Genomic DNA, 23,332 nt, shown 5'->3' with positions numbered 1-23,332 from the left:
GTCCGTACCCCCTGTCGTGACTTGCTGGTGCCCGCCTCAGATCCCGGCCGACTCCCGGTGCTCGGCGACGGCCGCTCGCAGCGCTTCCGCCACCTTCCGCGTCTCCGCATCGCCCAGGGCCTGGTGGATGGGGAGCAGCAGGGTGCTGTCGGCCGCCTCGTCGGTACCGGGCAGTTCGGTGTCCCCGGCCTCGTAGATCGGCACGCGGTGCAGCGGCGGGTAGCGGAACGTCGTGTAGACGTCCTGCTCCAGCAGTGACGCGGCGACCCGGTCGCGAATCAGCGGATCCATCTGGACCCAGTAGAAGTAGTACGAGGTGGTGTGGCCCGCGGCGAGCGGCGGCGGCACCCGGATTCCCTCGGCGCCGGCGAGCAGTTCGTCGTAGGTTTCGGCGACTGCCCGCCGCCGGTCGATCGACTCGGGCAGCCGGCCGAGCTGGACGGTGCCGAGAGCCGCCGTCAGATCGTTGCCGATGACCCTGCGGCCGAATCCCTGCACGTCCAGTTCCCACCAGCGCGCGGACACCCGTGCGCCGGCGAAACCGCTGGAGCGCTCCAGCCCGTGGTAGGCGAGGACCCGGGCGCGCCGGGCGAGGTCCGGGTCGCGGACGTACAGCATGCCGCCGTCGCCGGTCACCAGGACCTTCATGGCGTCGAAGCTCCAGACGGCGATGTCGCCGAAGGTGCCGCACGCCCTGCCGTCCGCAGTGGAGGCGACGGCGCAGGCGGCGTCCTCGACCAGGGTGACGCCGCGCTCCGTGCACAGTGCTGCGATACGGGCGATGTCGCCCGGGTCGCCGCCGTAGTGCAGCACCATCACGGCCTTGGTGCGCGGTGTCAACGCGCGCTCGATGTGTTCCGCGGTCGGGTTGAGGCCGTGCGGTTCGACGTCGCAGAAGACGGGCCGGGCGCCGGTGGCGGCGATGGCGTTGGCGGCGGCCACGAAGAAGACCGACGGCAGCACCACCTCGTCGCCGGGGCCGAGCTCCAGCAGCTCGGTGGCGAGGAAGAGGCCCGCCGTACCGGAGTTGAGGAACAGCAGGCTGTCCGCTTCGGCGCCGATGTGGTCGGCGAACTGTGCCTCGAACGCGCGGGTTCTCGGGCCGTGGCCGAGCCAGTTCGAGGCGAACACCTCGGACAGCGCCGCAAGCTCTGCCTCACCGAGGCTCGGCTGGAAGACGTTGATCACGCGGGCTTCCTCACGGTTGGGGACCACAGTGGGTGGCGGGCGGGTTCAGACCCGGGCCCGGTGGTGGTGGGTGAGGCGCTCCAGGACGGGGACGGTCTCGCTCGGCCCGGGCGCCGACAGCAGATCCGTGTACAAGCCGGACGCGGCGTCGGCGAACGAGGGTTCGCCGATGAGCCGTGCCAGTCCCGCGCGGAGTTCGGCGCCCGAGTGGCGATCGGCGCGCACGCCGGTGCCGGCCCCGCTGCTGACGAGGAACCGGCTGGTCAGCGGTGCTTCCATGGGGTAGCGCGGATCCATCACGACGAACTGCGGGATCCGCGCGGCGAGTGCTGCGCCGAAGGTGCCGTGTCCGCCGTGGTGGATCACTGCCGAGCAGGTCGGCAGCAGCTCGGACAGCGGGACGTAGTCGATGACCCGTACGTTGTCGGGGATCCGGTCGGCCACCGCGAGCTGGGTCGCGTCCAGGGTGGCGACCGCCTCGACATCCAGACCGTCGACCATCTCCAGGACCCGGTTGACCAGAAGGCCGCTCTCCTGCGACCAGGCGCGGACGGAGGAGCCGAGCGTGATGGCGACCCGTGGCCCGGCCGATGGTCCGTACAGCCATTCGGGCAGCGTGCTGCTCCCGGTGTACGGAACCCACCGCACGGACACGGTGCGCGCACGCGTCGGCAGCCGCATCGCCTCCAGGACGGGGTTCACCGTCCACTGGCCGAGCAGCAGTTCGTCCGTCACGGCGAGTCCGTAGCGTGCGGCCATGGGTGTGACGGAGGCGGTCAGCGGCTCCTGGGCGGTGAGTGCCCCACCGGCTTGCTCCGTGCCCCGGGCGTACTGCTCGTGCGCCCAGCCGAACAGGTCGGGCCCCCACACGAAACGGGCGTGGGCGGCGCCGGAGACCTGGGCCGCGACTCCTGCGGCCGGCATCGTCGGATCCCACAGGACCAGGTCGGGCCGCCAGGAGCGGCAGATGCCGACGAGTGCGTCGAGGGCGGGCTGCGGTTCGTCCGCACGTGCCGTCGGCGGCTGGAAGTCCCGCAGCGCGGGGAGCATGTAGTCGCGGTGGTAGGACCAGAGGTAGCGCTCGTGGCCGCTCAGGTCCAGGGTCTTGGTGATCTGTTCGAGGTCGGCGGCGACGTCCGGGGAGACCGCGCGGCCCGCTCCCAGCGGCTCCGGCAGCGTTCGCTCGTCCCCGAGCGGGACGGCCGTGAGTCCCGCGCCGTTGACGGCGCCCGCCAGCGAGGGGTGTGAGGCGACGCGCACCTCGTGGCCCGCGGCACGCAGGGCCCAGGCCAGCGGCACACCGGGATAGAGATGGGCTGCCGCCGGCCAGACGCAGATCAGGACGCGCATGGTGGTCTCTCTCCGGCTCGCTCAGACACGGGTCATGACCGCGAACCATGCCTGGGCGACGCCAGGGTCGAACGCCACGTCCAGTTCGGCCGGCTCCAGCGTGTCCACACGCCAACCGGCACCGGTGAAGGCTTCCCGCAGGGCCTGCTCGGGAACGCGCTGCGGGCCCCAGGTGCCCGGCTGCCGGTCGCTGAAGCACATCAGGTAGCAACGCCCGCCGGGTGCCGCGACGGAGGCCATGCTGCGGGCGAGCAGAGGGCGGTCCTGCGGAGGGAAGCAGTGGAAGAGGCCGACATCGACGAGGGTGTCGAACTGCTCGTCCAGGGTGTCCAGTCGGAGCGCGTCCCACTCCAGGAAACGGGCGTCGAGGCCGCGTTCACGAGCCTTGCCCCTGGCGAGGGTGATCGCGCTGGGGGCGGCGTCGACGCCGGTGGTCTCCAGCCCGTGCGCGGCGGCCAGCAGGGCGTTGTCGCCGCTTCCGCAACCGACGTCGAGCACGCGCCCGCGCAGGGCGCCCCCCTCGACGAGCCGTACGAGCGTGGACTGGGGCCGGTTGATCTCCCAACCCGCTCCCGGCTCACCGGCGTAGTGCCGCTCGAAGATCTCCACGCCGCTGCCGGACGGCTGCGGGTGCACACCATGTCCGGCGGCCGGTGGCAGTGGCTCGCTCATGGTCTCTCCCGGATTGCCTGTCTCGTACGTCGAAAACCCCTGCTGAGAGGGTCACCGACAGTAGATCCGCCAAGCTAGCCCACTTCTCCGGCACCGAAAGATCCAAGCGCGGAGTCCGTGACACATATCAGGAAGCTGCCTCGGCACCTTGCTGCCGCAGCTCGGATCTGGCAGCGGCGTCGACGCGCAGGTGCCGGATCGTCGTCGTCCACAGAGCACAGGCGGCCAACAGGCCCACCAGGGTCAGGACCGCGGGGACCGAGAGGCCGGCGATCGCGGCGACGCAACCGATCGCTCCGACGGCGATGAGCCCGACAGCCGTCCCCCGGTACTCCGGGTGACCGAAGGCCCGGGACAGCGGGAAGAAGTGCACACCGACCACGATCGCGATGAGGGCCGGAATCCAGCCCTGCTGCCCGGTGACGTTGCCGAGGACGATGACCGCCATGATGCCGAACCCCTGGGCCACGTTGCTCCACACCAGGGTTCGGTACGCACGCTCGTACGCCTCCTTCTCACCGGCCGTGCCCAGGCGCCGCATCGCGACGACGAGCAGGGCCGCCGCGAGGGCCAGCCCGACCGCGAGGACGGCGACGCGGGTCGCGCCTTCGAGGGTGACGGTGCCGACGAACCACCAGGCGACGCCGAAGAACGTGAGGATCATCCCGGAGCCGCGGGTTCCGCGCTGGGGTTCCGACCGAGGAGGTGTGCTCATCATCCGGACCATCAAAGCAGACCGGACGCGCCCCCGACCAGGACTGATTTCACCCAAAACCCCCAACCAACCGATTGTCGGGACCGCACAGAAGGGCAGTACGTGACAGATGTCAGCGAGTGCTGACCACTCATTGTGACTTCCGGGGTGTGCGTGCATGCTGAACGGGTAGTTCGCTGCCTTTGTCGGAATTCGGTAAGACAGTCGACCTCCATTCTCTTCGGGCAGTCGCTTTCTTTGTTTCCTTGACCAACGAACAGGTTCGTAGTGTGACGATGGATGCTGCGGTGAGCCGCGCTCAGACCGACGCGACCGAAGCGCTGGGACTGCGCCTCTACTCCCGGGCGCCGATCACGCCACGATGGCTGGTGAAAACGGTCGTACCGCTGGTCCGCCCGCTGAGCGAGGAACGCGCGGGGCTTGTGTATCTGCGACGGGGCTGGCTCCACGGGCCGCACGTCGACATCGTGTCCCATCCGGCTCCCGGACTGCCCGCTCCGCTCTGGTCGGATATTGCCGGCCGCATTGATTTCGGAACCGTTTCGACGGACGACGAAATCAACGAGGAGACCTATCTGGCGCAGGCCCGGGAAATAGGAAGGCTCGAAGGAGTTTCTCCGCCCTATCTCCCGATGCGCGCGCACGGAACCGTCGAACTCCTCGGGAGCGGCGACGTCGAGACCTGGCCGCAACCCCTCCAGGGGCTGCGGGACATGGCCCTCGACCAGATGACCCCTCCGCTGCTCTCCACGCTGGACGCCCTGACCCGGGACCCGGCCGGCGCGGCCGTCCACGTCACGGAGGCGTTCGCCGCGCTGGCATCGGCCCATCGCGCGGGTGCGGCCCAGGGCGTGTTCTCCATGCGCTCGCACGCCGAGGCGTTCCTGGCCTGGGCCTCGCCCAGAACGGACCCGCGCCCGGCCTTCGACCGGCGGCTGAAGACCGACGCACCGAGGCTGCGACCCGTGGTCGAGCAGGCCCTCGCCGGCGCCGGGGACCCGCTGACCGCACGCTGGGGCCGGGGCTTCGCCTACTGCATGGGCGGATTCGACCACGCCGTGGCGCAGGGTCAGCTGACCCAGGCCCAGGTGGACGGGCTCGGCGGCGGCTTCGACTCCGAGACGATGGGCCCGCCCGGCGGCGACGGCCGCGCGGCCCACCGGCCCAGCGCCTTCCACAGCGCCGTCGCGGCGTCCGGAGTGAACGACGGCCCGAACGAGTGGTTCGCCTCCTACCGGCTGCTGGTCAACCTCTTCTACCAGCAGCTTCCGCTGCTCGGTGTCCCACCGATGCACCGCTACTACTTCTGCTACGCCCTCGCCGAGCTCGTCGACGAGGTGCTGGGCATCTCCTGGCAGGACCGGATGGGCCGTGCCGCGGGAGAGACCCCGGTGAGCCCCGCATGACCGACGAGACCACCCCGCTGGAGCCCACCGCGACAGCCGCTGGACCCACCGCGACGCACGACACCGCCGCGCCGTCCCCCGAGGGGGAGCCGCTGTGGATGCTGAGAATCAACCCGCTGCGCCGCGTCCGCCTGGCCGACCCCGCCCTCGGGGCGCAACTCGGTGCCCTCGGGCGGCTGGAGGACGAGGTCCGGGACCTCGCGGCCCGGTGCTCGGACGCGCTCTACGGGTTGATCGGCGACGCCACCGACCGCGACGCCCGCGGTCGGCTGATCGCGCTCCGGCGGGCCATCCACAACGACACCTCTCCCCGGCCCGAGCTGCTCGTCGACCACCCCGACGTGGCCCGCTGGCAGGAGACCCGTGCCCGGCGGAGCGAGGCCCGTGAGCGGATCGCCGCGCTGCACCCCGAAGCCCTCGCCGCGGAGCGCGGGACGCTGGCCGCGCTGCTCGGCGACGCCGATCTGCGACGCTCCATGGCCCTGGTCGCGCCCGACGCGGCCGAGGGCTCCGAGCGGTACGTCGAGGCGGTCACGGGCGCCAGGCCGTTGACCGCGCGACTGCGCAAGTCCGAGCGGGGACTGGTCCAGTACGTCACCAGGGCGATGGTCCGCACCAGCCCGATGGCCCGGTTCACCGCGGTCGGCTTCGCCGTCCCGGAGCCGGACGGACCGCCGCTGGACGCGCCGGAGTTCGGCCGGCCGGTGCCCCGCCTCGGTCTGGACCGGGTGATGCTCGACCACGTACTGGGCGGACTCCACACGGGCGCGGGCCGGACGGGCCCGGACACCCTCGTCCAGCTGCCGCCCACCTCCCAGCTCTCCGAGGACGGCGGGCAGTTGTACTTCCTGCGGCCCGACGGCGCGGGCGGCGTACGGCGGTTGGCCGCCAAGGTGGCACCGCTGGTCCGGCTGCTGCTGGACGCCACCGCGATGGGACCGCGGCGCATCGCCGACGTCGCGGCGTACGTCGTCGAGCGCACCGGCTGCTCCCCCGAGCAGGGTCTGAAGGCCGTGCTCGGCGCGGCGCAGCAGGGCATCCTCTGCACCCGGGCGCTGCCGGAGGCCGGCGACGCCGACGTCGGCGACCTGCTCGCGGCACCGGGCACCGAGTCCGAGGAGGCCGCGGCCCTCCAGGCGCAGGTCCGCACCGGGCTGGTGGAGCTGGCCGACGCACCGCCCGGCGAGTGGCCCGCCGCCCTGCGAGGGCTCAAGGCGTCCCTGTCCGGCATGAGTCGGGTCGCCGAGCGGCCCGCCCAGATCGTGGTCGAGGACGACACCGTCCTGGAGTCGGTACGGGTGGGCACCGCGGAATGGCGCCGCCAACTGGACGATCTGGCGGCGGGCGTGTCGCTGATGTCCGTCTTCGACCTGATGCACGACGTACGGGCGCTGGTCGTCGCGGCGTTCGTGGACCGGTTCGGCGCAGGTGCCGAGGTCTCGCTGGTGGACCACGCCGAATACCTGGTCAACGAGATGTACCGGCGCGGCCTGAGCATCGAGGACCCCACCACCGCCGGTGGACTGGGCCCGGCCGACGGCTCACTGGACCGCCTGTACGAACTGCGCGAGAAGGTGGCGGACGCACTCGGCACCGATCTCACCAGGGCGGCCGAGGACGGCGTCGACGTGGTGTGGACCAGCGCCCGGGCCGCGGAGGCGGTGGCCCTGCTGCCCGACCGCTTCCGCCGGGACCCCCTGCTGTACGGCGTCCTCGTCCAGCCCTGGCAGGGACAGCTGCTGTTCAACAACGCCTACGCGGGCCACGGCATGCTCAACGGGCGCTTCCTGGCCGCCGACCGCGAGCTGGGCGGCCGGGCGCTGCCCCACCTCGCGGACCGGCTGGATTCGTGGTTCGGCGCGGACGGCTCCCGGCTCGTCGAGGATCTGGGACTGCACCGGCTCAACGTCAACGCCCACCCCCAGGTACTGGACGAGGGGCTCCGGCCGGACGACTGGTACTCCCTGCGCCTCGCCCACGACCCGGACACGGACACCCTCGGGATCCGGGACGCCGAGGGCCGTCCGCTGCGCGTCCTCACCCTGGGGACCGGCCACCCGGAGATGTACCCCCATCCGCTGCGCCTGGCCAACTGGCTGACCGCCGGCGGCGAGCTGCGCGAGAGCCTGGTCGGCAACTGGCACTCCACACGCGCCGGGGACGGCGGCACCCTGTCCTGCCCGCGGTTCTCCGTCGGTTCGGCGATGCTCTCCCGACGCCGGTGGTACGGCGGCGAGGAGCTGGAGCGCGCCCTGGCCGCCGGCCCTGCCGAGCACGACCGGCTGATGGCCCTGACCCGCTGGCGCCAACTGCACGGCGTGCCCGAAGAGGTGCTCCTGAAGTCGACGGCCGACGGCTACCCGCCCGCGGCGAACGCCGGGGACGGCGGCGAGCGGGGCGAGACCCGACGGGACAAGCCGCAGTACGTCGACCTGGCGAGCGCGCTGAGCGTGCGGGTGCTGCCGCAGATGGTGCAGCGGCGGGGCGAGGGCTACCTCGAGGAGGCCCTCCCCCGGGTGTCCGACGGACCGCACGCCATGGAGTGGATCGCGGAGATCGGCTGCGCTCCGGGCGGCACGTTCCAGTACGGAGGAAAGACCCGATGACCGCGACGACTCCGACGACGGCGACGGCCAACTCCCTGAAGGCCCGTCCCTACCTGCACTACGCGCCGGTACCGGACGGGGTGTACTTCAGCGGCCCGGGCGCGCAGTTCGTCCTCAAGGGCCCCGCGCTGCTCTACCAGGTCGCCGATGTCTGCGTGCCCCTCCTCGAGGCGGGGACGACCGAGGACGCGCTGGTCGCCGCGCTGCGCAGCGAGCGGTCCCGCCCGGTGGTCCGCAAGCTCGTGTCCGACCTGCGCAGACACGAGCTGATGCTCGATCTGGAGGCGCTCACCGCGCCCGAGCCCCCGGAGGACGTACGGGCGCGCTTCCCGGAGGCGCTGACGCATCTGGAAGCCGCCACGAACGACCCCTACGCGCTCTTCGAGCGGCTGCGCGCTGCCGCGGTGCTGCTGTGCGGCCCCGCCGAGACGGTGCTGCCCGCCGCTCGGGGGCTCCACCGGGCCGGGCTGACCGAGCTGACGCTCGCGACCGAGGACCCCGGCACCGTCGCAACGACCGCCGAACGGCTGGGACTTCGGGTGGTCGCGACCACCGCGGCCGGTCTGCCCGAAGAGCTGCCCGACGGACTGGACGCCGTCCTGTACGCCCTCGACTCCACCGGCGACCGCACCTCCAGCGATCCCGCTCCCGACACCGGCGCCGACACCGGCGCCGATGCGCTCGCGGGGTTGGCCGCCCGGCTGCCCGCCGGTGTTCCGGTGGTTCCGGTGTGGTGGCACGAGCGGGTGCTGCTGGCCGGACCCGCGGTGCGCGGTGCGGCACAGGCCGCGCAGTCGGCCGCCCTGGTCACTCGCGCCGCCCGCTGGGCCGCTGACGAGGATCTCGGTTCGCCGCCTGCCCCGACCGCGCGCGCACTGGCCGGGGCGCTCGCCGGACAGCTGCTGTACGAGACCCTGGCCGGCATCGCGGAGCCGGGCCGGGCACATGTGGTGTACGGCGACGATCTGGCCACCGAGCCGATCGCCGTCGCTCCCGCCCGCCCGGGCGACGCGCCCGTGCGCCGCGCGCTGACCGCCACACCCGCCGCGAACGCCGCACCCACTGCGAGCGCCGCACCCGTCCCGTCCGCCGCGGCCGTCGCCGAGAACCCCGCCCCGGACGCGGCGCCCACGCCCGAGCAGGCGCTGGAGACGGTCGTGGCCCTCACCGCCCGCTGGACCGGCCCCTTCACCCGGGCGCCCGGACTCGACCTGCCGCAACTGCCCCTGGCGCTGCGGGAGACGGCCGACCGCTCGGCCGGCTTCGGCTCGCTCGTGAACTGGGCGGGCGAACAGCGCACCGCGACCGTCGCGGGCGCGCTCGCCGCTCTGCGCGCCACTGCCCCCGACGAGAGCGACAAGAGCGTCGCGGCGGCGGGCCTGACCGAGGAGCAGTGGCTGCTCGACGGCGCGCTGCGGCTGCTCGCGGAGGACGCCAGGTCGTACGCCTCGCACGGCGTCGAGGACGAACTCTCCCCCGAGGCGCTGCGGTTCGCACGGGCGCTGGCCGACGAGGGCCTGAAGACGCACACCGTCACGCTGCTGCGTCATCCGGGGCTCGACTGGCGGCTGGCCCGCGTGACCGCGGAGGCCGGCTCGGAGTCGTACACCGGACTGAGCTGGGGCCCGGACGGCCCCGCCGCCGCACAGGGCGCGCTCGGCGCCGTCCTGGCGGACGCCCAGACGCGCGCGCACGGCGGCGGCGCACGGGTGCCCGGTGGTGTGCACACCGACGCCCTGCTCTTCCTCGACGACGCCGCACGGGCCGCGCTGCGCGACCAGGTCGTCGCGCTCGCCGACGGGCGCGGCCTGCGCTACGAAGGTGTGGTGCACGCCCCCGACGCAGTGCTCGGCACGGCCGCGCTGTGGTCCGGAGAGGTCACCGCGGAGACCGCACGATGACCGTGGCACCGGACGCGCTCCCCGTCCCGCACGAGGCACTGCCCGAGGAGTGGCGCTGGGCCCTCGAACCGCTGCGCGTGCCGGCCGGCGGCTCGGTGTCCGTCACCGTGGGGTGGCAACTGGACCGTGAGCGCGAGCAGTTGCTCGCCGCGGGCGACCGGGAGCACCTGTCGATCCGGATCCACGAGGACGAGGTGCTGGTGGGCCCGCTGCGGGTGCCCGGCACGGATTCCGGCTGCGCGGGCTGCGCCGAGGTGCGCACCCGCGTCGCCGTGCAGCACCCGCTCATGGGCGACCTCGGCGCGGCCACCGCGCGCGTGGCGCCGCGGCGGCCGTTCCTGCCCGAGCTGGTGCGGGCTGCCGTGGCGCAGCTGGCCGAACGCCCGCTGCTGCCCGGCGAGTTGTACGCCATCGGTGACCGCGGCGTCCGACGCCACCGCGTCGTGCGGCACTTCGACTGCCCGCTGTGCGCTCCGAAGGTCCCGGACCGGCCGCCGCACGCACCGCCGCCCCCGCTGGTCCTGCACGAGCGTCCCACCGGCGACAACCCCGGCCGGGCGGCCGAGGGTTCCCGGCTGCTGCGCCGCGACGCGCTGCGCCGCCGGGTGGTGGACCCGCGTTTCGGTCCGGTCCTCGCCGCTCAGCGGGAGCACCTGGCCCCGTTCGCGATGAGCATGGCCGTACTGCCCGACGCCATCGCCATGGGGTACGCCAGGGAGTCCTCGTTCGCCGCCGCCGATCCGATCGCGATCCTGGAGGCGTACGAGCGGATGTCCGGCTTCCCGTACCAGGCGCCGGTGGTCGCGGATCTGACCCACGCCGAGCTGGTCGCGGCCGGCGTCGAGACGGTGGCGCCCGCCGCGTTCGGCGAGTACACGCAGGAGCAGGCGGCACACCCCGCCGCCCGGATCGCGCAAGTGACGGAGACGACCCGGATGGACTGGGTCTGGGGCCACGACCTGGACACCCGCCAACCCGCCCTGATCCCCGCGGAGATCGGCTTCTACCAGTACGACTACCGCTACCGCGGCGACCACCGCGGCGCCCGCCGGCACGGAGCCGCCCCGAGGCAGCACCTCTACCAGGAGTCCTCCAGCGGCTGCGCGCTCGGTTCGAGCCTGGAGGAGGCGGCGCTGCACTCGCTGCTGGAGCTGGCCGAGCGCGACGCCTTCCTGCTGAGCTTCCACCGGGCCGCCCCGCTGCCGGAGATCGTGCACGCCTCGATCGACGACCGGGTCTCCCGGCGCCTGCTCGAACTCATCGAGTCCCGCGGTTTCCGCGTACACCTGCTCCGGGCCACCCAGGACATCGACGTGCCCGTGGTCTGGGCGCTCGCGGTCAACGGCCGGGAGGTCTTCCCCGCCACCTTCACCGCGGCCGGGTCGGGGCTCGACCCCCGCTCCGCGCTGCGCGGCGCGCTGTGGGAGCTGGGCCAGATCGTCACCGACCCCCTGGGCTGGGATCGCGCGGAGGCCGAGCGGATGCTGGAGGACCCCTGGCTGGTCGACGAACTCGACCACCACATCCGGCTCTACGCCCTGCCGGAGGCGCGCGAGCGGGCGACGGCCGTCCTCGGCGGACCGCGCGTCGCGCTGGACGAGGCGTTCCCCGACTGGCCGGGACGTGCCGTACGGGCCGCACGGGGCGAAGTGCGCGGCGCGCTGGACTTCGTCCGCGGCCTGTACGCGCAGGCGGGGCTGGACCGGATCGTGCTGGTCGACCAGTCGACCCGGGACCACACCGACCTCGGTCTGGCCGCTGCCAAGGCCACGGTGCCCGGCATCGTCCCGATGTGCTTCGGCCACGCCCAGCAGCGGCTGACGGGCCTGCCGCGCCTGACGGCGGCCCTGGCCGGCACCCCCAGCGAGCACCGGCCGGTGCCGTACGACCCGCACCCTTTCCCCTGACGGAGCCCGTATGACCCAAGCGACCGAGCACGGCGGCCCGCCGGCCGAACCGCCGGTACCGGCGGACGTCGACATCATGTCCCGCGACGTGCGCTGGTTCGCCCACGCGACCGGGGCCGACTGGCCGCCGGCCGCACAGCGCGACCACCTCGCCGTACCGCGGCCGGACACCGAGGTCGCGCCCGCGCTGCCGGAGTCGGCGCGCGGCGGGACCTCGGTGCCGCTGCCGCCGGGCACCTCGGAGCTGCTGGAGCACGCCGCGCATCCGGCCGTCCGGCCGGCGACCGCTCCGGACGCCTCGACCGCGCTCGGACACGCGCTGGTCACCGGTTTCGGAATCCAGCGCAAGGAGCCGGAGAACCCGTTCAACGACCACCGCGGCTACCCGTCGGTCCGGGCGAAGTTCCCGGTGCAGGTGTTCGTGCGGGACGGTGGGCGCGCACAGGTCCTCGACCCGTACCGGCACGCACTGACCGGGCTGGACGGAGACGGTACGGCGGCCGGGGGCCGGGAGGTGCTCCTCGCGGGCCGGTACACCCGCCTCCCGGACTCCTACCGGTGGTTCCGCGGCACTCTGGTCAACCTCGAACTCGGCATCAACCTGCGCCAGTTGTGCCTCGGCATGGAGCTGTTCGGCCTCTCCGGACGGCTGCGCCTGCCCGGGCCGGGCGCCCGCCGCGACCTGGACGCGCTGGGCCTGTCCCCGCACGAGGAGTGGACGCTGCCGCTGGCGGTGGAGCTGACCGGCGACGGCTCGTCGCCCGGTGCCGCCGCCTCCGCAGTGCCGGACCCGCTGCCTCCGGAACGGGTCTCCGATCCCGTGCTGGCGGAGACGGTCACCCTCAACAGGGCCCAGGACTTCGGCCTCTCGGAGCCCCTGGGCCCGGCGGTGCCGGAGCACCTCCCGCAGACCGCGACCTCCTGGGCCGAGGTGCTGTGGCGCCGCAGCGCGGGCCGGATGCCGCGCGGGCTGTACGGCATGAGCGGACGCCGCCGCACGGTCTCCCCGGAGGTGCTGGAGGCAGCCGCGCGCTGGCTGACCGTACCGCCGCCGGGCGACACGCTCGCCGCGGTGTGGGACGAGGTGCGGATCACCGGCGTCCTCCAGGACGTCGAGGGCCACGCCGACGGGGTGTACCGCCTGCACGACGGCGAACCCTCGCTGCTGGAGGCCCGCTCCGGCGCTCCCGAGGAGCTGGAGGGCCACTACGCCTACCGGGTCGACCCCTACAACGGGGGTGACATCCGGCACGCGACCGCGGTGTGGTTCCTCTCGGCACACCCGAGGGCCCTGGTGGAACGCTTCGGCCCCGGAGCCTTCACCGCCGCCCAGTACGCGGCCGGTTGGGCCGCCCAGGGCGTCGGGCTGGCCGCCGCGGCGAGCGGCCTGTACGCCCGGCCGGCACGGGCGTTCCAGGAGGTTCCGGCGCAGCGGCTGCTCGGTCTGGACACCGACGAGATGGTGCTCTGCGCCGTCATCACCGGAACCCCGCGGTTCAGCGGGCCGATGTACGACCTGAGGCTGTGAGGGAGAGAGCGATGGAGCACACGTCACGGCCGACCGCCGACGAGGAGACCGTGCCGGGCACCGCCTTCGCCGGGCCGGTGAACAAGGAGCCGGACGCCCACTGGCACGCCTGGCACCTGCACCTGGACACCGACGAACGGAGCGCCCGCGACCGCGTGGTGACCGAGGTGGTCGCCCCCGCGGTCGCCTCGGTGCCCGGCAGACCGTGGTTCTTCATCCGGTACTGGCACGGCGGACCGCATGTGCGCCTCCGACTCCGCGATCTGGCGGAGGACGAGGCGGACCGGGTCGAGAAGGTGCTCACCGAGGCCCTGGCCACCGCCGGCGAGCCGCGCGGGGAAGAGGAGCGGCTGCGCCCGGAGGAGTACGAGTCGGCCGCCGCCCGGCTGGCCGCCGTCGGCGACCGTCCCACCCATGACGAGGTGAGCGGCCTGCTCCCGCCCGGGGCGCACCGCTTCGCCTACCACCCGGAGTACGAGCGCTACGGAGGACGGGAGCTGATGCCCGCCACCGAGCGGCTCTTCCAGCTCTCCAGCCAGTTGTGCCTGGCCTTCCTGCGGCGCGAACCCTCCTCCGGCGCCCGGGCGATGCTGGCGCTGCGCGCCACCAGGGCGGCCGGGCAGGCTCTCGGCGAGGACGACGAGGCCGTCTTCTACGCCCTGGGTCTGCACTCCTGGCGCGCCTGGGCGGCCGGACTCGGGTACTCCGACCAGCAGTTGGACCGGCTGAGCCTGGCGACCGTACCGGCGACGGCGCTGCCCGAGGACCCGGGCCCGCTCGGCCCCTGGCGGGACGCGCTGCGCGAACTGGCCGCCGACGTGCGGGAGCACACCGAACTGCACGCGGGACAGGTCGTCTCCTCCCACGTCCACATGCTGCACAACAGACTCGCGCTGCACGTGACCGAGGAGATCCAGACGTACGCGCGGCTGTCCAACCTCTTCCCGGGCCCCGCGATCCCCGACATTCCGCAGGGCAAGGCACACCCCCTTCACAAGGAGCAGCAGTGACCAGCAACCAGACGGCCGTGCAGACCCGGCCCGAGACACCCGACGACGGTCGGGAGGTCATCGCCAGGGCGATCGGACTGACCCGGCGCTACGGCGACACCGTCGCCCTCAACGAGGTCGACTTCACCGTGCGCGAGGGCGAGTTGATCGGCCTGCTCGGACCGAACGGCGCGGGCAAGTCCACTCTTCTCAACACTCTGGTGGGGCTGCGCAAGCCCTCCGCCGGCAGGGTCGAGCTCTTCGGCGGCGACCCCGCCGTGCCCGCCAACCGCCTGCGGCTCGGCATGACGCTCCAGGAGACCGGCGTGCCGGCCACCCTCAAGGTGGCCGAGGCCGTGGACCTCGTCGCCGCCCACTACCCCGACCCCGAGAACCGCGACGAACTCCTCGTCCGGCTGGGCCTGGAGGAGTTCGCCAAGCGCCAGTGCGGCGGACTGTCCGGCGGTCAGAAGCGGCGCCTCGCGCTGGCCCTCGCCTTCGTGGGCAAGCCGCGGCTCGTCGTGCTCGACGAGCCGACCACGGGCCTGGACGTGGAGTCGCGGCGGCTGCTGTGGGACCACATCCGCAACTTCCACAGCCAGGGCGGCACGGTGCTGCTGACGACCCACTACCTGGAGGAGGTCGAGGCGCTGGCCCAGCGGGTCGTCGTCATGGGCAACGGCGAGGTGCTCGCCGACGACACCGTCGAGGCGGTGCGCGGCCTCGCCCACGTCCAGCGGGTGAGCATGGTGGCCGAGAAGCTCCCCGAACTGCCCGGTGTCATCAGCGAGGAGCGCATCGACAAGCGCATCCATCTGATGACCCACGACGCGGACCAACTGATCAGGTCGCTGGTGCGGTCGGACGTGGCTTTCTCCGGCCTGGAGGTCCAACAGGCCACGCTCGAAGAAGCCTTCCTGACGATCTCCCGTTCCTAACCGAAAGCGCTGCCACCATGAACCTCGCCCTCACCCACACCCGCTACCAGCTGCTCCAGCTGTTCCGCATCCCGGTCGCGATCCTGGGCGCGGCCTTCTTCCCCGCGGCGTCCCTGGTCTTCTTCGTCGTGCCCAACACGCGGGACAACCCGACCGGTGCGACCCTCGCCACCGCGTCGATGGTGGTCTTCGCGACCATGATCAGCAACCTCTTCGGCCACGGCACCGGGGTCTCCGACGACCGCGCGCAGCCGTGGGACCCGTACACCCGTACGCTCCCCATGGGCCCGGCCGTGCAGTTCACCAGCCGCATCCTGACCGGCGTCACGATGATGATGCTCTCGCTGATACCGGTCGTGATCATCGCGGCGCTGTTCACCCCGGCCACCATCGCACCCCTCGACTTCGTCCTGGCGATCTTCGCGGTCCTGATCACCTCGCTGCCGTTCACGATGATGGGCCTGTCGATCGGCTACCTCATGTCGACCAAGGCCGCGCTCGCCGTGGTGCAGTTGATCTTCCTGCCGATGGCGTTCGCCGCCGGTCTGCTGAGCACCCCCGGCGAGGAGCCCGGTTTCATCCAGACCATCGCACCGTTCGTACCGGCCCGTGGCGCGGTCGAGTTGATGTGGGCCACCGTCGGGGACTTCGACGTCAACCCGGTCGCGATCGTCTCCTTCGTGGTGTGGACCCTGTTCTTCGGCGCGCTGGCCGTCTTCGCCTACCGTCGCGACGAGGGCCGCAGGTTCCGCTGAGCCCACCGGGCCCCGTCGGGCCCCACCGCCGCACGGCCGGCCTTCCGCGCACGGCGACCGGCCCGCGCCGCGCGGGAGCGGTACGGCTGCCGGACGGGCAGCGGCCGGACGAGCGGTACGGGCCGTGCCGGCGGGGAGGGCGGGGGCGGTACGGCGCGGGTCAGCCGCGCGCCGGGGGCTCCGGCACCTCGTCACCGCTGTCGTCACTGCTGTCGCCGCCGCCCCTGTCGCCGCCGCCCCTGTCGCCGCCGTCGACGTCCTCGGAGGCCGTCAGCCGGGCCGTCAGGTCGCGGAGCAGTGCGGCGACTCCTTCCGCGTCGGACGCGGCCCCGTACACGTAGTGGTCCGGCCGCACCAGCACCGCGCGGGCGCCGAGCGAGGCCAGCCACGGCAGGTAGAAGCCGTCAATGTCGAGGAGGCTGTCCGACTCCCGCGGTACGGCGCCGCCGTCCGCCCGACCGTCGGCGGGCCGTACGGTCACCGCGCGGCCACCGATGAGCCGCAGCTCCTCCAGCAGCTCCGGCTCCACCCCGTGTACCAGCTCCGGGGCGCAGAGCAGGACGAACCCCTCGCCCAGCACCTCGTCCGCCGGCGCGGCCGTCCCGGCACCGCCGGGCCCGGCGAGCCGTGCCTGGCCGGCCAGCAGACCGGCGGGCGCCCCGCCTCCCCGGAAGAAGAATCCCCGTCCCAGCGTCTCGCCCGGCGGGCGAGCGCCGTGGGCCGGCGGCCGGGCCGCACCCGTCTCGCCGGGCCCACCGGACCGGGACGCCTCCCCAGCCGTACCTGGCGTACCTGGCGTACCTGCTACACCTGCCACACCCGCCGTACCTGCCGCACCCTCGGTACTCGCAGCCCCTGACGCACCAGCCGTCCCTGCGTCCCCGGTCGGCGGCCGGAGCATGGCCCGGTCCCGCTCCTCGGCCCGCGCCGGCTCGATCTCGCAGATGATCCTGCCCAGTTGCACCGACAGTCCGATGGAGTACCGCACCTGAGCGCGGCGTTCCTCCTCGTAGGTGTCGAGGAGGCGTTCGGCGGCCGTACCGCGCAGCACCAGGTCGAGCTTCCACGCGAGGTTGGCCGCGTCGCGGAATCCGGAGCACATTCCCTGGCCGGCGAACGGCGGCATCTGGTGGGCCGCGTCGCCGGCCAGCAGCATGCGGCCGATCCGCCACCGCTCGGCGTTGCGCCCGGCGAAGGTGTAGACGGTGTGGCGGTCAAGTGCGGCGTTGGCCGGGGTGGCGCCGAACTGCGCCAGCAGCCGCCAGGCGTTCTCCTCGGTGGCGAACTCCGCGGGGTCCTCGTCGGGAAGCCGCATGAACTCCCAGCGACGGTGGCCCGGTCCGGCGGAGACCGCCACCCGGGGGCGTGCCGGATCGGCGATCTGGAGGTTGAGCGGCGGGAAGTCCTCGGCCCGCCGGGGCACGACGTCGCACGCCATCCAGTCCAGCGAGAAGCCGAAGTCCTCGCAGCCGACGCCGAGTCGGTCGCGCAGGAAGCTGTTCGCACCGTCGCTGCCCACGACCCACCGCGCGCGCGAGGCACTTCGCTCGCCGCTGTGGACGTCCTCGGTGACCACTTCGACGGTCTCGCCCAGGTCGGTCGCGAGCACGGCCCGGCGGCCCCACTCCACCCGCAGGCCCGGCAGTTCGCCGGCGCGCTCCGCCAACGCGGCCTCCAGGCTCGGCTGGTGCACGGAGGTGGAGTCCGGCCAGCCGTGGTACCCCTCGGGCCGCAGCTCGAAGCGGAGCAGCTCGCCGCCCGCGGCGTTCGCCACCACGTAGTCGGGCGAGGGCTCGGTGATCGGCCGGATGCGGTCGGCCACGCCGGCCGCGGCCAGCAGGCGGGACGCCTGACCGTCGAAGGCCACGGCGCGCGGCAGCGGGTAGGGACGCGGCTGCCGCTCGAGAACCGTCACCCGCCAACCGTGCTGCGCCAGCAGTACGGACAGGGCCTGGCCGACGGGACCGTAGCCGATGACCAGTACATCCGCGTCCGTGTCGCCGTCGTCACGCGCGGTGGGTTCGGACGGACCGTTCATGTCTCTCGGTCTCCATTCATGAACAGACAGCGACGCCTCGCCGTGTGCGAACACCGTGGGACCCGGCAGTTGCGGAGGGCAAGGTTCCGACTGTGAAAATCAAGCCCGTGATAAATGTCAGCGCTGCTCTCCGACGGATTGCCGCGCGCGTGAAGAACCCGTAAAGATGCCAACACCCAGCATACCCGCTGGCGAAACTCCCACTGAAGGAGAAATCGCGATGAGCATTTCCACCGCGACGAACACCGACGACCTGTTTGCTTCGTTCGACATCGAGGAGATGGAGACCCTGGAGGTCGCCGACGGCGTCGCGCTGCCCGAGATGGGCGCGTCCAGCGGCGACACCAGCTGCTGCTCCTCCTCCTCTTCCTCGTCGTCCTGCTGCTGCTGCTGATCTCTGAGCAGTGAACTGTGCGCCTGTGCGCCTGCACACCCGCGGGTTCCGCGGCGCACAGGCGCGCACAGGATCCCCGCGTACCGGCACAGCCCCACGAGAACGGCGATAAGCGCTCGCACCGCCTCTCGCAGTGCTGCACCTGAACGGATGTCCATGACGTTCCCGATCGAAGACGTGAAAGCCTCCTCGACAGGGCATGAGAGCTATGTCCACCGGATTCTGCGGCGCTTGGCACGACAAAAGCCCCAAACCACAATCCGCACTCACGGGCATTCGCTCAGCAATACGGAGCTGGCGCTTTCCATTCACGCAGCGGTTGAAGGACTCAGAGGACTCGGGCTGCGCGCTCGGGGAACAGTGGCAATCCTGACAGAACCGAATCATCAGGCGATGCTGACAATTCGGTACGCCGCCCACCTCCTGGGCGCCTCGGTCGTCCACCTCCGCTCGGCCAACCCCCGTTCCGACGCGGTGGCGCTCTCCGCGGACACCCAGGCACGTGTGATCGCCGAAACCGGCGCCTCGATCCTCGTCACGGACACCGCACACGCCGCGCGCGCCGCCGAACTGGGCCTGCGCAGCGGGCAGTCGCTGCGCCTCGCGGGCTACGGCTTCGGAACCGGCCACATCCCGGACGTACTGGCCGACGCCTCGCAGGACCCGGCCGCACCGACCGACCCCGCCTGGCTGTCGAGCCTCCCGCCCTACGAGCCCGAGCACCGGGCCGTGGTCACCTTCACCAGCGGAAGCACCGGCGAGCCGAAGAGCATCGGCCAGTCCCACGCCGTCTGGAACAGCATCGTCGGTTCCTTCCCCGGGACCGCAGAGCCGGGCACCCCCTCGGTCTTCCTCGCCGTCACACCGGTCAGCCACACCATCGGCCCGATGGTCGACTCCGTGCTTGCCGACGGCGGCAGCGCGATCCTGCACCACGACTTCCGCGCCCCCGAGGTGCTGCGGACGATCGCCGAGCACCGGGTCACGGACACCTACCTCGCCGTACCGCACCTCTACCGGCTCACCGACGAGTCCGCGAGCAGCCGGCCCGATCTCTCCTCGCTGCGGCGCGTGATCTACAGCGGCACGCCCGCCGCGCCCCACCGCGTCGCCGAGGCCCGCGAGGTCTTCGGCGACGCGCTCATCCAGCTCTACGGGACCTCCGAGGCGGGCGGCATCAGCAGCCTCACCCCGGAGGACCATCTGGAGCCCGAGCTCCTGCCCACCGTCGGGCGCCCCTTCCCCTGGGTGCGGGTGCGCATCACCGAGCCGGGCACCGACCGCGAGGTGGCCAGGGGCGAGGTCGGCGAGATCTGCGTCCGGGCCCCGACCGTCATGGACGGCTACCTCTCCGACCCCGCCCCGGCGGAGGCGGCGGACGGCTGGTTGCGCAGCGGCGATCTGGGCCACTGGGACAAGTACGGCTATCTTCGGCTGACCGGCCGACGTGGCCAGGTCATCAAGAGCGGCGGGCTGAAGATCCACCCCGAATCCGTGGAGCGCGCGCTCCTGACCCACCCCGCCGTCCGCGAGGCGGCGGTCTACGGCGTGCAGGACGCGGACCGCGTCGAGCACGTGCACGCGGCGGTGGTGCGCCGGCCCGAACACCCCTGCTCCGTCGACGAGTTGGTCGACCGACTCAACGCACACGTCAGCGCCGACCTGTCACCACTGCACGCGCCGGCGGAAATCACGTTCTGGGACTCGATGCCGCTCACCGAACGCGGCAAGCCCGACCGGGCGCGCCTGCGATCGACGACCCAACAGGGCAAGCGGCCCAGCCCACCGTGGAAGGGAACGCCATGACCACACACGAGCACTTCGCCCGCGGCCTCAGGCTGCGCCGGCTGTACCGCCACGACCCGCAGCGGCTCTTCCTCGTCCCGCTCGACCATTCGATCAGTGACGGCCCCGTGGTGCCCAGGGGCCTGACCATGGACCGGCTGGTCGGCCAGCTCGCCGCGGGCGGGGCGGACGCGATCATCGTCCACAAGGGCAGCCTGCGCCACATCAACCCCGCACGGCTGGCCGCCACTTCGCTGATCCTGCACCTCAACGCCAGCACCGCACACGCACCGGACCCGGACGCGAAGTACATGGTGACCGGTGTGGAGGACGCCTTGCGCCTGGGCGCCGACGCGGTCAGCATGCACATCAACATGGGTTCGCTGGAGGAGCAGCGGCAGATCGCCGACCTCGGAGCGGTGGCCGATCGCTGCGACCGGTGGAACCTCCCGCTGCTCGCCATGATGTACCCGAGGGGTCCCAAGATCACCAACCCCGCCGACCCCGAACTGGTCGCGCACGCCGTCACCATCGCCGCCGATCTCGGCGCCGACATCGTCAAGGCCCCGTACGTGGGCCCGCCCTCGGTGATGCGCGAGCTGGTCTCGGCCTGCCCCATCCCGCTGGTCTGCGCCGGTGGACCGCGGCGGGGCGACTCCGAGGACGCGCTGGACTTCGTCCGGGACGCGATCTCGGGCGGCGCGGCCGGGGTGGCGATGGGGCGGAACATCTTCCAGGCTCCCGACCCCCGGGCGATGGCGGCCGGCGTGGCCCGGGTCGTCCACCGTCTTCCCGACCGCATCCCCGGTTCGGCCACCATCCCCGATCAGATCACGGAAGGGCGCGGCAGTGAACGCCAAGAGACTGTGCTGGCTTGACCTTCGTACGACGAGCGCCGAGCAGGTCGACGCCGTCGTCGAGGAAGCGGTGCACCAGCGGATCGACGGAATCCTCACCTCCGATCCCGCCGAGCTGCTCGACCTGCCGCCCACCGTGAAGAAGGTCCTGCTGCCGCCGCCGGGCGAGCTTCCCGACGACATCGGTGGCGCCGACATCGTCATCCTGCACGGCGGCGCCGCGGAGCGGGCCGAGGCCCAGAAGGCCCACCCCTCCGCGGAGTTCGGTCGCTACGTGGAGATCACCGACGCGGCGAGCCTGGACGAGGCGGTGGTGGCGGCCAACACCGAGCGCTGGAGCGTCCTGGACTTCCGGGACCCGACGAAGATCCCGCTGGAGATCGTCATCGCCGCCGCTGCCGAGGCCACCGGCACGCTCATCACCCTCGCCCACGACGTGGCGGAGGCCGAGATCATCTACGGCGTGCTGGAGCTGGGCTCCGACGGCGTGCTGATGCCCGCGCGCGCGGTGGGCGACGCCACCGCCCTCAAGCAGGTCTCCATCGCCCCCACCGGCGAGCTGGAGCTGGTCGAGCTGGAGGTCACCGCGACGGCGCACGTCGGCATGGGCGAACGCGCCTGCGTGGACACCTGCTCCTACCTGGGCAAGGACGAGGGCATCCTGGTCGGTTCGCACTCCAAGGGCATGATGCTGTGCGTCAGCGAGACCCATCCGCTGCCGTACATGCCCACCCGTCCCTTCAGGGTGAACGCCGGCGCCATCCACTCCTACACCGTGGCCGACCGCGGCCGGACCCAGTACCTGAGCGAGCTGACCTCGGGCAGCAAGGTCCTCGCGGTGGACACCAAGGGCCGCACCAGGACCGTCACGGTGGGGCGGGTCAAGATCGAGACCCGGCCGCTGATCTCGGTCGACGCAGTCGCCCCCAACGGGCAGACGGTGAACCTGATCCTCCAGGACGACTGGCACGTACGGGTCCTGGGCCCGGGTGCGGTGGTGCTCAACAGCACGGAGCTGCGTCCCGGCGACAAGGTGCTCGGCCATCTGCCGACCGCGGACCGGCACGTGGGCTATCCGATCGACGAATTCTGCCGTGAGCAGTAGTCACCCCCGGATCGCGGTCGTCGGCGCAGGTGTCGGCGGCCTCACTCTGGCCGCCGCACTGACCAGGGCCGGCGTGCCCTGCACGGTGCACGAGCAGGCTGACCGTCTCTCGGAGGTCGGCGCGGGGCTCCAACTGGCCCCGAACGCCGTCCGGTTGCTCCACCGGCTCGGACTGGCCGACACACTCGGGCAGCGTGCCGTGCACCCCCTGTCCCGGGACATCCGGCGCTGGGACGACGACCGGCTGCTCTCGCGCACCGAGCTCGGCGCCGAGTGCGAAGCCCGCTACGGCGCCCCGTACACCACCGTGCACCGCGCCGACCTGCACACCGCCCTGCTCGCCGTCGCCGGGGGCCCGGTGCGTACGGGCCGCCGGCTCAGCGGGCTCACACAGCGGCCGGACGGCGTCGTCCTGCGGTTCGCCGACGGCACCGTCGAGGAGGCCGACGTGGTCGTCGGCGCGGACGGGATCCGTTCGACGGTGCGTGCCGAACTGACACGGGACGCACCCGAGTTCTCCGGCCAGTTCATCTACCGCGGGCTGGTCCCGGCGGAGGCGGTGCCCGAGGCGGCGGGCGAGCCGCGGGTCCGGGTCTGGCTGGGGCCCGGCCGCCACTGCGTCTGCTACCCGGTGTCCGGAGGCCGGTCGCTGAGCTTCGCGGCGACCGCCCCGGGCGACGGGCGGCACGAGGAGTCCTGGACGGGCACCGCCGAACCGGGCGAAGCGGTCGCGGCCTACCGGGGATGGAACAGCACGGTCACCTCGCTGCTCGCCGCCGCCGGCCCGGTCGGCCGCTGGGCGCTGCACGACCGCCCGACGCTGGAGCGGTGGTCCACCGACCGGATCACGGTGCTCGGCGACGCCGCCCACCCGATGCTCCCCTTCGCCTCCCAGGGCGCGAACCAGGCGATCGAGGACGCGATGGCGCTCGCCGCCTGCCTGGTCCGGTCCGGTTCCGACGCACCGGCCGCGGCCCTGCACCGGTACGCATCCGTCCGCGCGACCCGTACCGGCCTGCTCCAGAGGTCCTCGCGGGAGCGCACCGAGGCAATGCATCTGCCGGACGGTCCGCGCCAGCGCGAACGCGACACCGCGTTCGCCGGAGCGGGCGATCTCCGCGACGAGGCCTGGCTCTACGGGTACGACACCCTGGCCGCGGTGGCCCGGGCGACCGGCTGAGCACGCCCGAACGGGGCC

Annotated in this window: 18 protein-coding genes; 13 read left to right on the top strand and 5 right to left on the bottom strand. The window is 72.7% G+C overall.

Features of this window, described 5'->3' with window-relative positions; translation table 11 throughout:
* Window positions 1-36 precede the first annotated feature (36 nt).
* The 4 genes from JGS22_RS14615 to JGS22_RS14600 form a co-directional block, all read right to left on the bottom strand.
* A complete protein-coding gene (locus JGS22_RS14615) occupies window positions 37-1,188 on the bottom strand; it encodes a DegT/DnrJ/EryC1/StrS family aminotransferase (RefSeq protein ID WP_211040764.1) in 1,152 nt (383 codons plus the stop codon).
* 45 nt (window positions 1,189-1,233) lie between these two features.
* A complete protein-coding gene (locus tag JGS22_RS14610; RefSeq protein WP_211038547.1) occupies window positions 1,234-2,538 on the bottom strand; it encodes a nucleotide disphospho-sugar-binding domain-containing protein in 1,305 nt (434 codons plus the stop codon).
* A gap of 21 nt (window positions 2,539-2,559) precedes the next feature.
* Window positions 2,560-3,210 (bottom strand): class I SAM-dependent methyltransferase, encoded by a 651-nt coding sequence (locus JGS22_RS14605; RefSeq protein WP_211038548.1) that lies wholly within the window; start codon window positions 3,208-3,210, stop codon window positions 2,560-2,562.
* Window positions 3,211-3,337: 127 nt separating this feature from the next.
* Window positions 3,338-3,925 carry a hypothetical protein gene (locus tag JGS22_RS14600; RefSeq protein WP_211038550.1) on the bottom strand — a complete coding sequence of 196 codons (588 nt, stop codon included), beginning with the start codon at window positions 3,923-3,925 and terminating at the stop codon, window positions 3,338-3,340.
* A 287-nt stretch (window positions 3,926-4,212) separates the two neighbouring features.
* Here JGS22_RS14600 and JGS22_RS14595 point away from each other — a divergent pair, with 287 nt between their 5' ends.
* The 8 genes from JGS22_RS14595 to JGS22_RS14560 are packed head-to-tail and all read left to right on the top strand — an operon-like array spanning window position 4,213 to window position 15,955.
* On the top strand, window positions 4,213-5,331 hold the full coding sequence (locus JGS22_RS14595) for a hypothetical protein (protein ID WP_308405674.1): 1,119 nt from the start codon (window positions 4,213-4,215) through the stop codon (window positions 5,329-5,331).
* A complete protein-coding gene (locus tag JGS22_RS14590; RefSeq protein WP_211038552.1) occupies window positions 5,328-7,937 on the top strand; it encodes a lantibiotic dehydratase family protein in 2,610 nt (869 codons plus the stop codon). The genes JGS22_RS14595 and JGS22_RS14590 overlap by 4 nt, the downstream gene beginning before the upstream one ends.
* Window positions 7,934-9,838, top strand: coding sequence for a hypothetical protein (locus tag JGS22_RS14585; protein WP_211038555.1), 1,905 nt, complete (start codon window positions 7,934-7,936; stop codon window positions 9,836-9,838). Before JGS22_RS14590 ends, JGS22_RS14585 begins: the two co-directional genes overlap by 4 nt.
* Window positions 9,835-11,745, top strand: coding sequence for a TOMM precursor leader peptide-binding protein (locus JGS22_RS14580; RefSeq protein ID WP_211038557.1), 1,911 nt, complete (start codon window positions 9,835-9,837; stop codon window positions 11,743-11,745). The genes JGS22_RS14585 and JGS22_RS14580 overlap by 4 nt, the downstream gene beginning before the upstream one ends.
* 10 nt (window positions 11,746-11,755) lie before the next feature.
* Entirely contained in the window at window positions 11,756-13,273 is a 1,518-nt protein-coding gene (locus tag JGS22_RS14575; protein WP_211038558.1) for a hypothetical protein, read from the top strand.
* A gap of 11 nt (window positions 13,274-13,284) precedes the next feature.
* The gene (locus tag JGS22_RS14570) at window positions 13,285-14,283 is read left to right on the top strand and encodes a thiopeptide-type bacteriocin biosynthesis protein (RefSeq protein WP_211038560.1); all 999 of its coding nucleotides are present in this window, start codon (window positions 13,285-13,287) and stop codon (window positions 14,281-14,283) included.
* Entirely contained in the window at window positions 14,280-15,200 is a 921-nt protein-coding gene (locus JGS22_RS14565) for an ABC transporter ATP-binding protein (protein WP_308405673.1), read from the top strand. Before JGS22_RS14570 ends, JGS22_RS14565 begins: the two co-directional genes overlap by 4 nt.
* Window positions 15,201-15,217: 17 nt before the next feature.
* A complete protein-coding gene (locus tag JGS22_RS14560; RefSeq protein ID WP_211038562.1) occupies window positions 15,218-15,955 on the top strand; it encodes an ABC transporter permease in 738 nt (245 codons plus the stop codon).
* A gap of 160 nt (window positions 15,956-16,115) precedes the next feature.
* On the opposite strand, the gene mhpA is transcribed toward JGS22_RS14560, so the two are convergent.
* Window positions 16,116-17,993 (bottom strand): bifunctional 3-(3-hydroxy-phenyl)propionate/3-hydroxycinnamic acid hydroxylase MhpA, encoded by a 1,878-nt coding sequence (gene mhpA / locus JGS22_RS14555; protein WP_211038564.1) that lies wholly within the window; start codon window positions 17,991-17,993, stop codon window positions 16,116-16,118.
* Between the two features lie 220 nt (window positions 17,994-18,213).
* Between mhpA and JGS22_RS14550 the strand changes: the two genes are divergently transcribed.
* From JGS22_RS14550 to JGS22_RS14530, 5 genes are all read left to right on the top strand, one after another.
* Entirely contained in the window at window positions 18,214-18,387 is a 174-nt protein-coding gene (locus JGS22_RS14550) for a thiazolylpeptide-type bacteriocin (protein ID WP_211038566.1), read from the top strand.
* Window positions 18,388-18,537: 150 nt separating this feature from the next.
* A complete protein-coding gene (locus JGS22_RS14545; protein WP_308405672.1) occupies window positions 18,538-20,193 on the top strand; it encodes a class I adenylate-forming enzyme family protein in 1,656 nt (551 codons plus the stop codon).
* Window positions 20,190-21,050 carry a 2-amino-3,7-dideoxy-D-threo-hept-6-ulosonate synthase gene (locus JGS22_RS14540; protein WP_211038570.1) on the top strand — a complete coding sequence of 287 codons (861 nt, stop codon included), beginning with the start codon at window positions 20,190-20,192 and terminating at the stop codon, window positions 21,048-21,050. Before JGS22_RS14545 ends, JGS22_RS14540 begins: the two co-directional genes overlap by 4 nt.
* Window positions 21,022-22,134 (top strand): 3-dehydroquinate synthase II, encoded by a 1,113-nt coding sequence (locus JGS22_RS14535; protein ID WP_211038572.1) that lies wholly within the window; start codon window positions 21,022-21,024, stop codon window positions 22,132-22,134. The genes JGS22_RS14540 and JGS22_RS14535 overlap by 29 nt, the downstream gene beginning before the upstream one ends.
* Window positions 22,124-23,314 carry an FAD-dependent monooxygenase gene (locus JGS22_RS14530; protein ID WP_211038574.1) on the top strand — a complete coding sequence of 397 codons (1,191 nt, stop codon included), beginning with the start codon at window positions 22,124-22,126 and terminating at the stop codon, window positions 23,312-23,314. The genes JGS22_RS14535 and JGS22_RS14530 overlap by 11 nt, the downstream gene beginning before the upstream one ends.
* Window positions 23,315-23,332: the final 18 nt, after the last annotated feature.

The sequence above is a fragment of the Streptomyces tardus genome (assembly GCF_018101125.2).
Lineage (GTDB): Bacteria > Actinomycetota > Actinomycetes > Streptomycetales > Streptomycetaceae > Streptomyces > Streptomyces tardus.
The sequence above is the reverse complement of the archived record's forward strand: the minus strand, read 5'-3'. Positions and strand labels throughout refer to the sequence as shown.

Bases quoted from the DNA above. Each gene is read 5' to 3' on its own strand.
- JGS22_RS14610 (WP_211038547.1), bottom strand. From the start codon at position 2,538: ATGCGCGTCCTGATCTGCGTCTGGCCGGCGGCAGCCCATCTCTATCCC.
- mhpA (WP_211038564.1), bottom strand. From the start codon at position 17,993: ATGAACGGTCCGTCCGAACCCACCGCGCGTGACGACGGCGACACGGAC.
- JGS22_RS14590 (WP_211038552.1), top strand. From the start codon at position 5,328: ATGACCGACGAGACCACCCCGCTGGAGCCCACCGCGACAGCCGCTGGA.
- JGS22_RS14560 (WP_211038562.1), top strand. From the start codon at position 15,218: ATGAACCTCGCCCTCACCCACACCCGCTACCAGCTGCTCCAGCTGTTC.
- JGS22_RS14600 (WP_211038550.1), bottom strand. From the start codon at position 3,925: ATGAGCACACCTCCTCGGTCGGAACCCCAGCGCGGAACCCGCGGCTCC.
- JGS22_RS14575 (WP_211038558.1), top strand. From the start codon at position 11,756: ATGACCCAAGCGACCGAGCACGGCGGCCCGCCGGCCGAACCGCCGGTA.
- JGS22_RS14585 (WP_211038555.1), top strand. From the start codon at position 7,934: ATGACCGCGACGACTCCGACGACGGCGACGGCCAACTCCCTGAAGGCC.
- JGS22_RS14580 (WP_211038557.1), top strand. From the start codon at position 9,835: ATGACCGTGGCACCGGACGCGCTCCCCGTCCCGCACGAGGCACTGCCC.
- JGS22_RS14605 (WP_211038548.1), bottom strand. From the start codon at position 3,210: ATGAGCGAGCCACTGCCACCGGCCGCCGGACATGGTGTGCACCCGCAG.
- JGS22_RS14550 (WP_211038566.1), top strand. From the start codon at position 18,214: ATGAGCATTTCCACCGCGACGAACACCGACGACCTGTTTGCTTCGTTC.
- JGS22_RS14570 (WP_211038560.1), top strand. From the start codon at position 13,285: ATGGAGCACACGTCACGGCCGACCGCCGACGAGGAGACCGTGCCGGGC.
- JGS22_RS14540 (WP_211038570.1), top strand. From the start codon at position 20,190: ATGACCACACACGAGCACTTCGCCCGCGGCCTCAGGCTGCGCCGGCTG.
- JGS22_RS14545 (WP_308405672.1), top strand. From the start codon at position 18,538: ATGTCCATGACGTTCCCGATCGAAGACGTGAAAGCCTCCTCGACAGGG.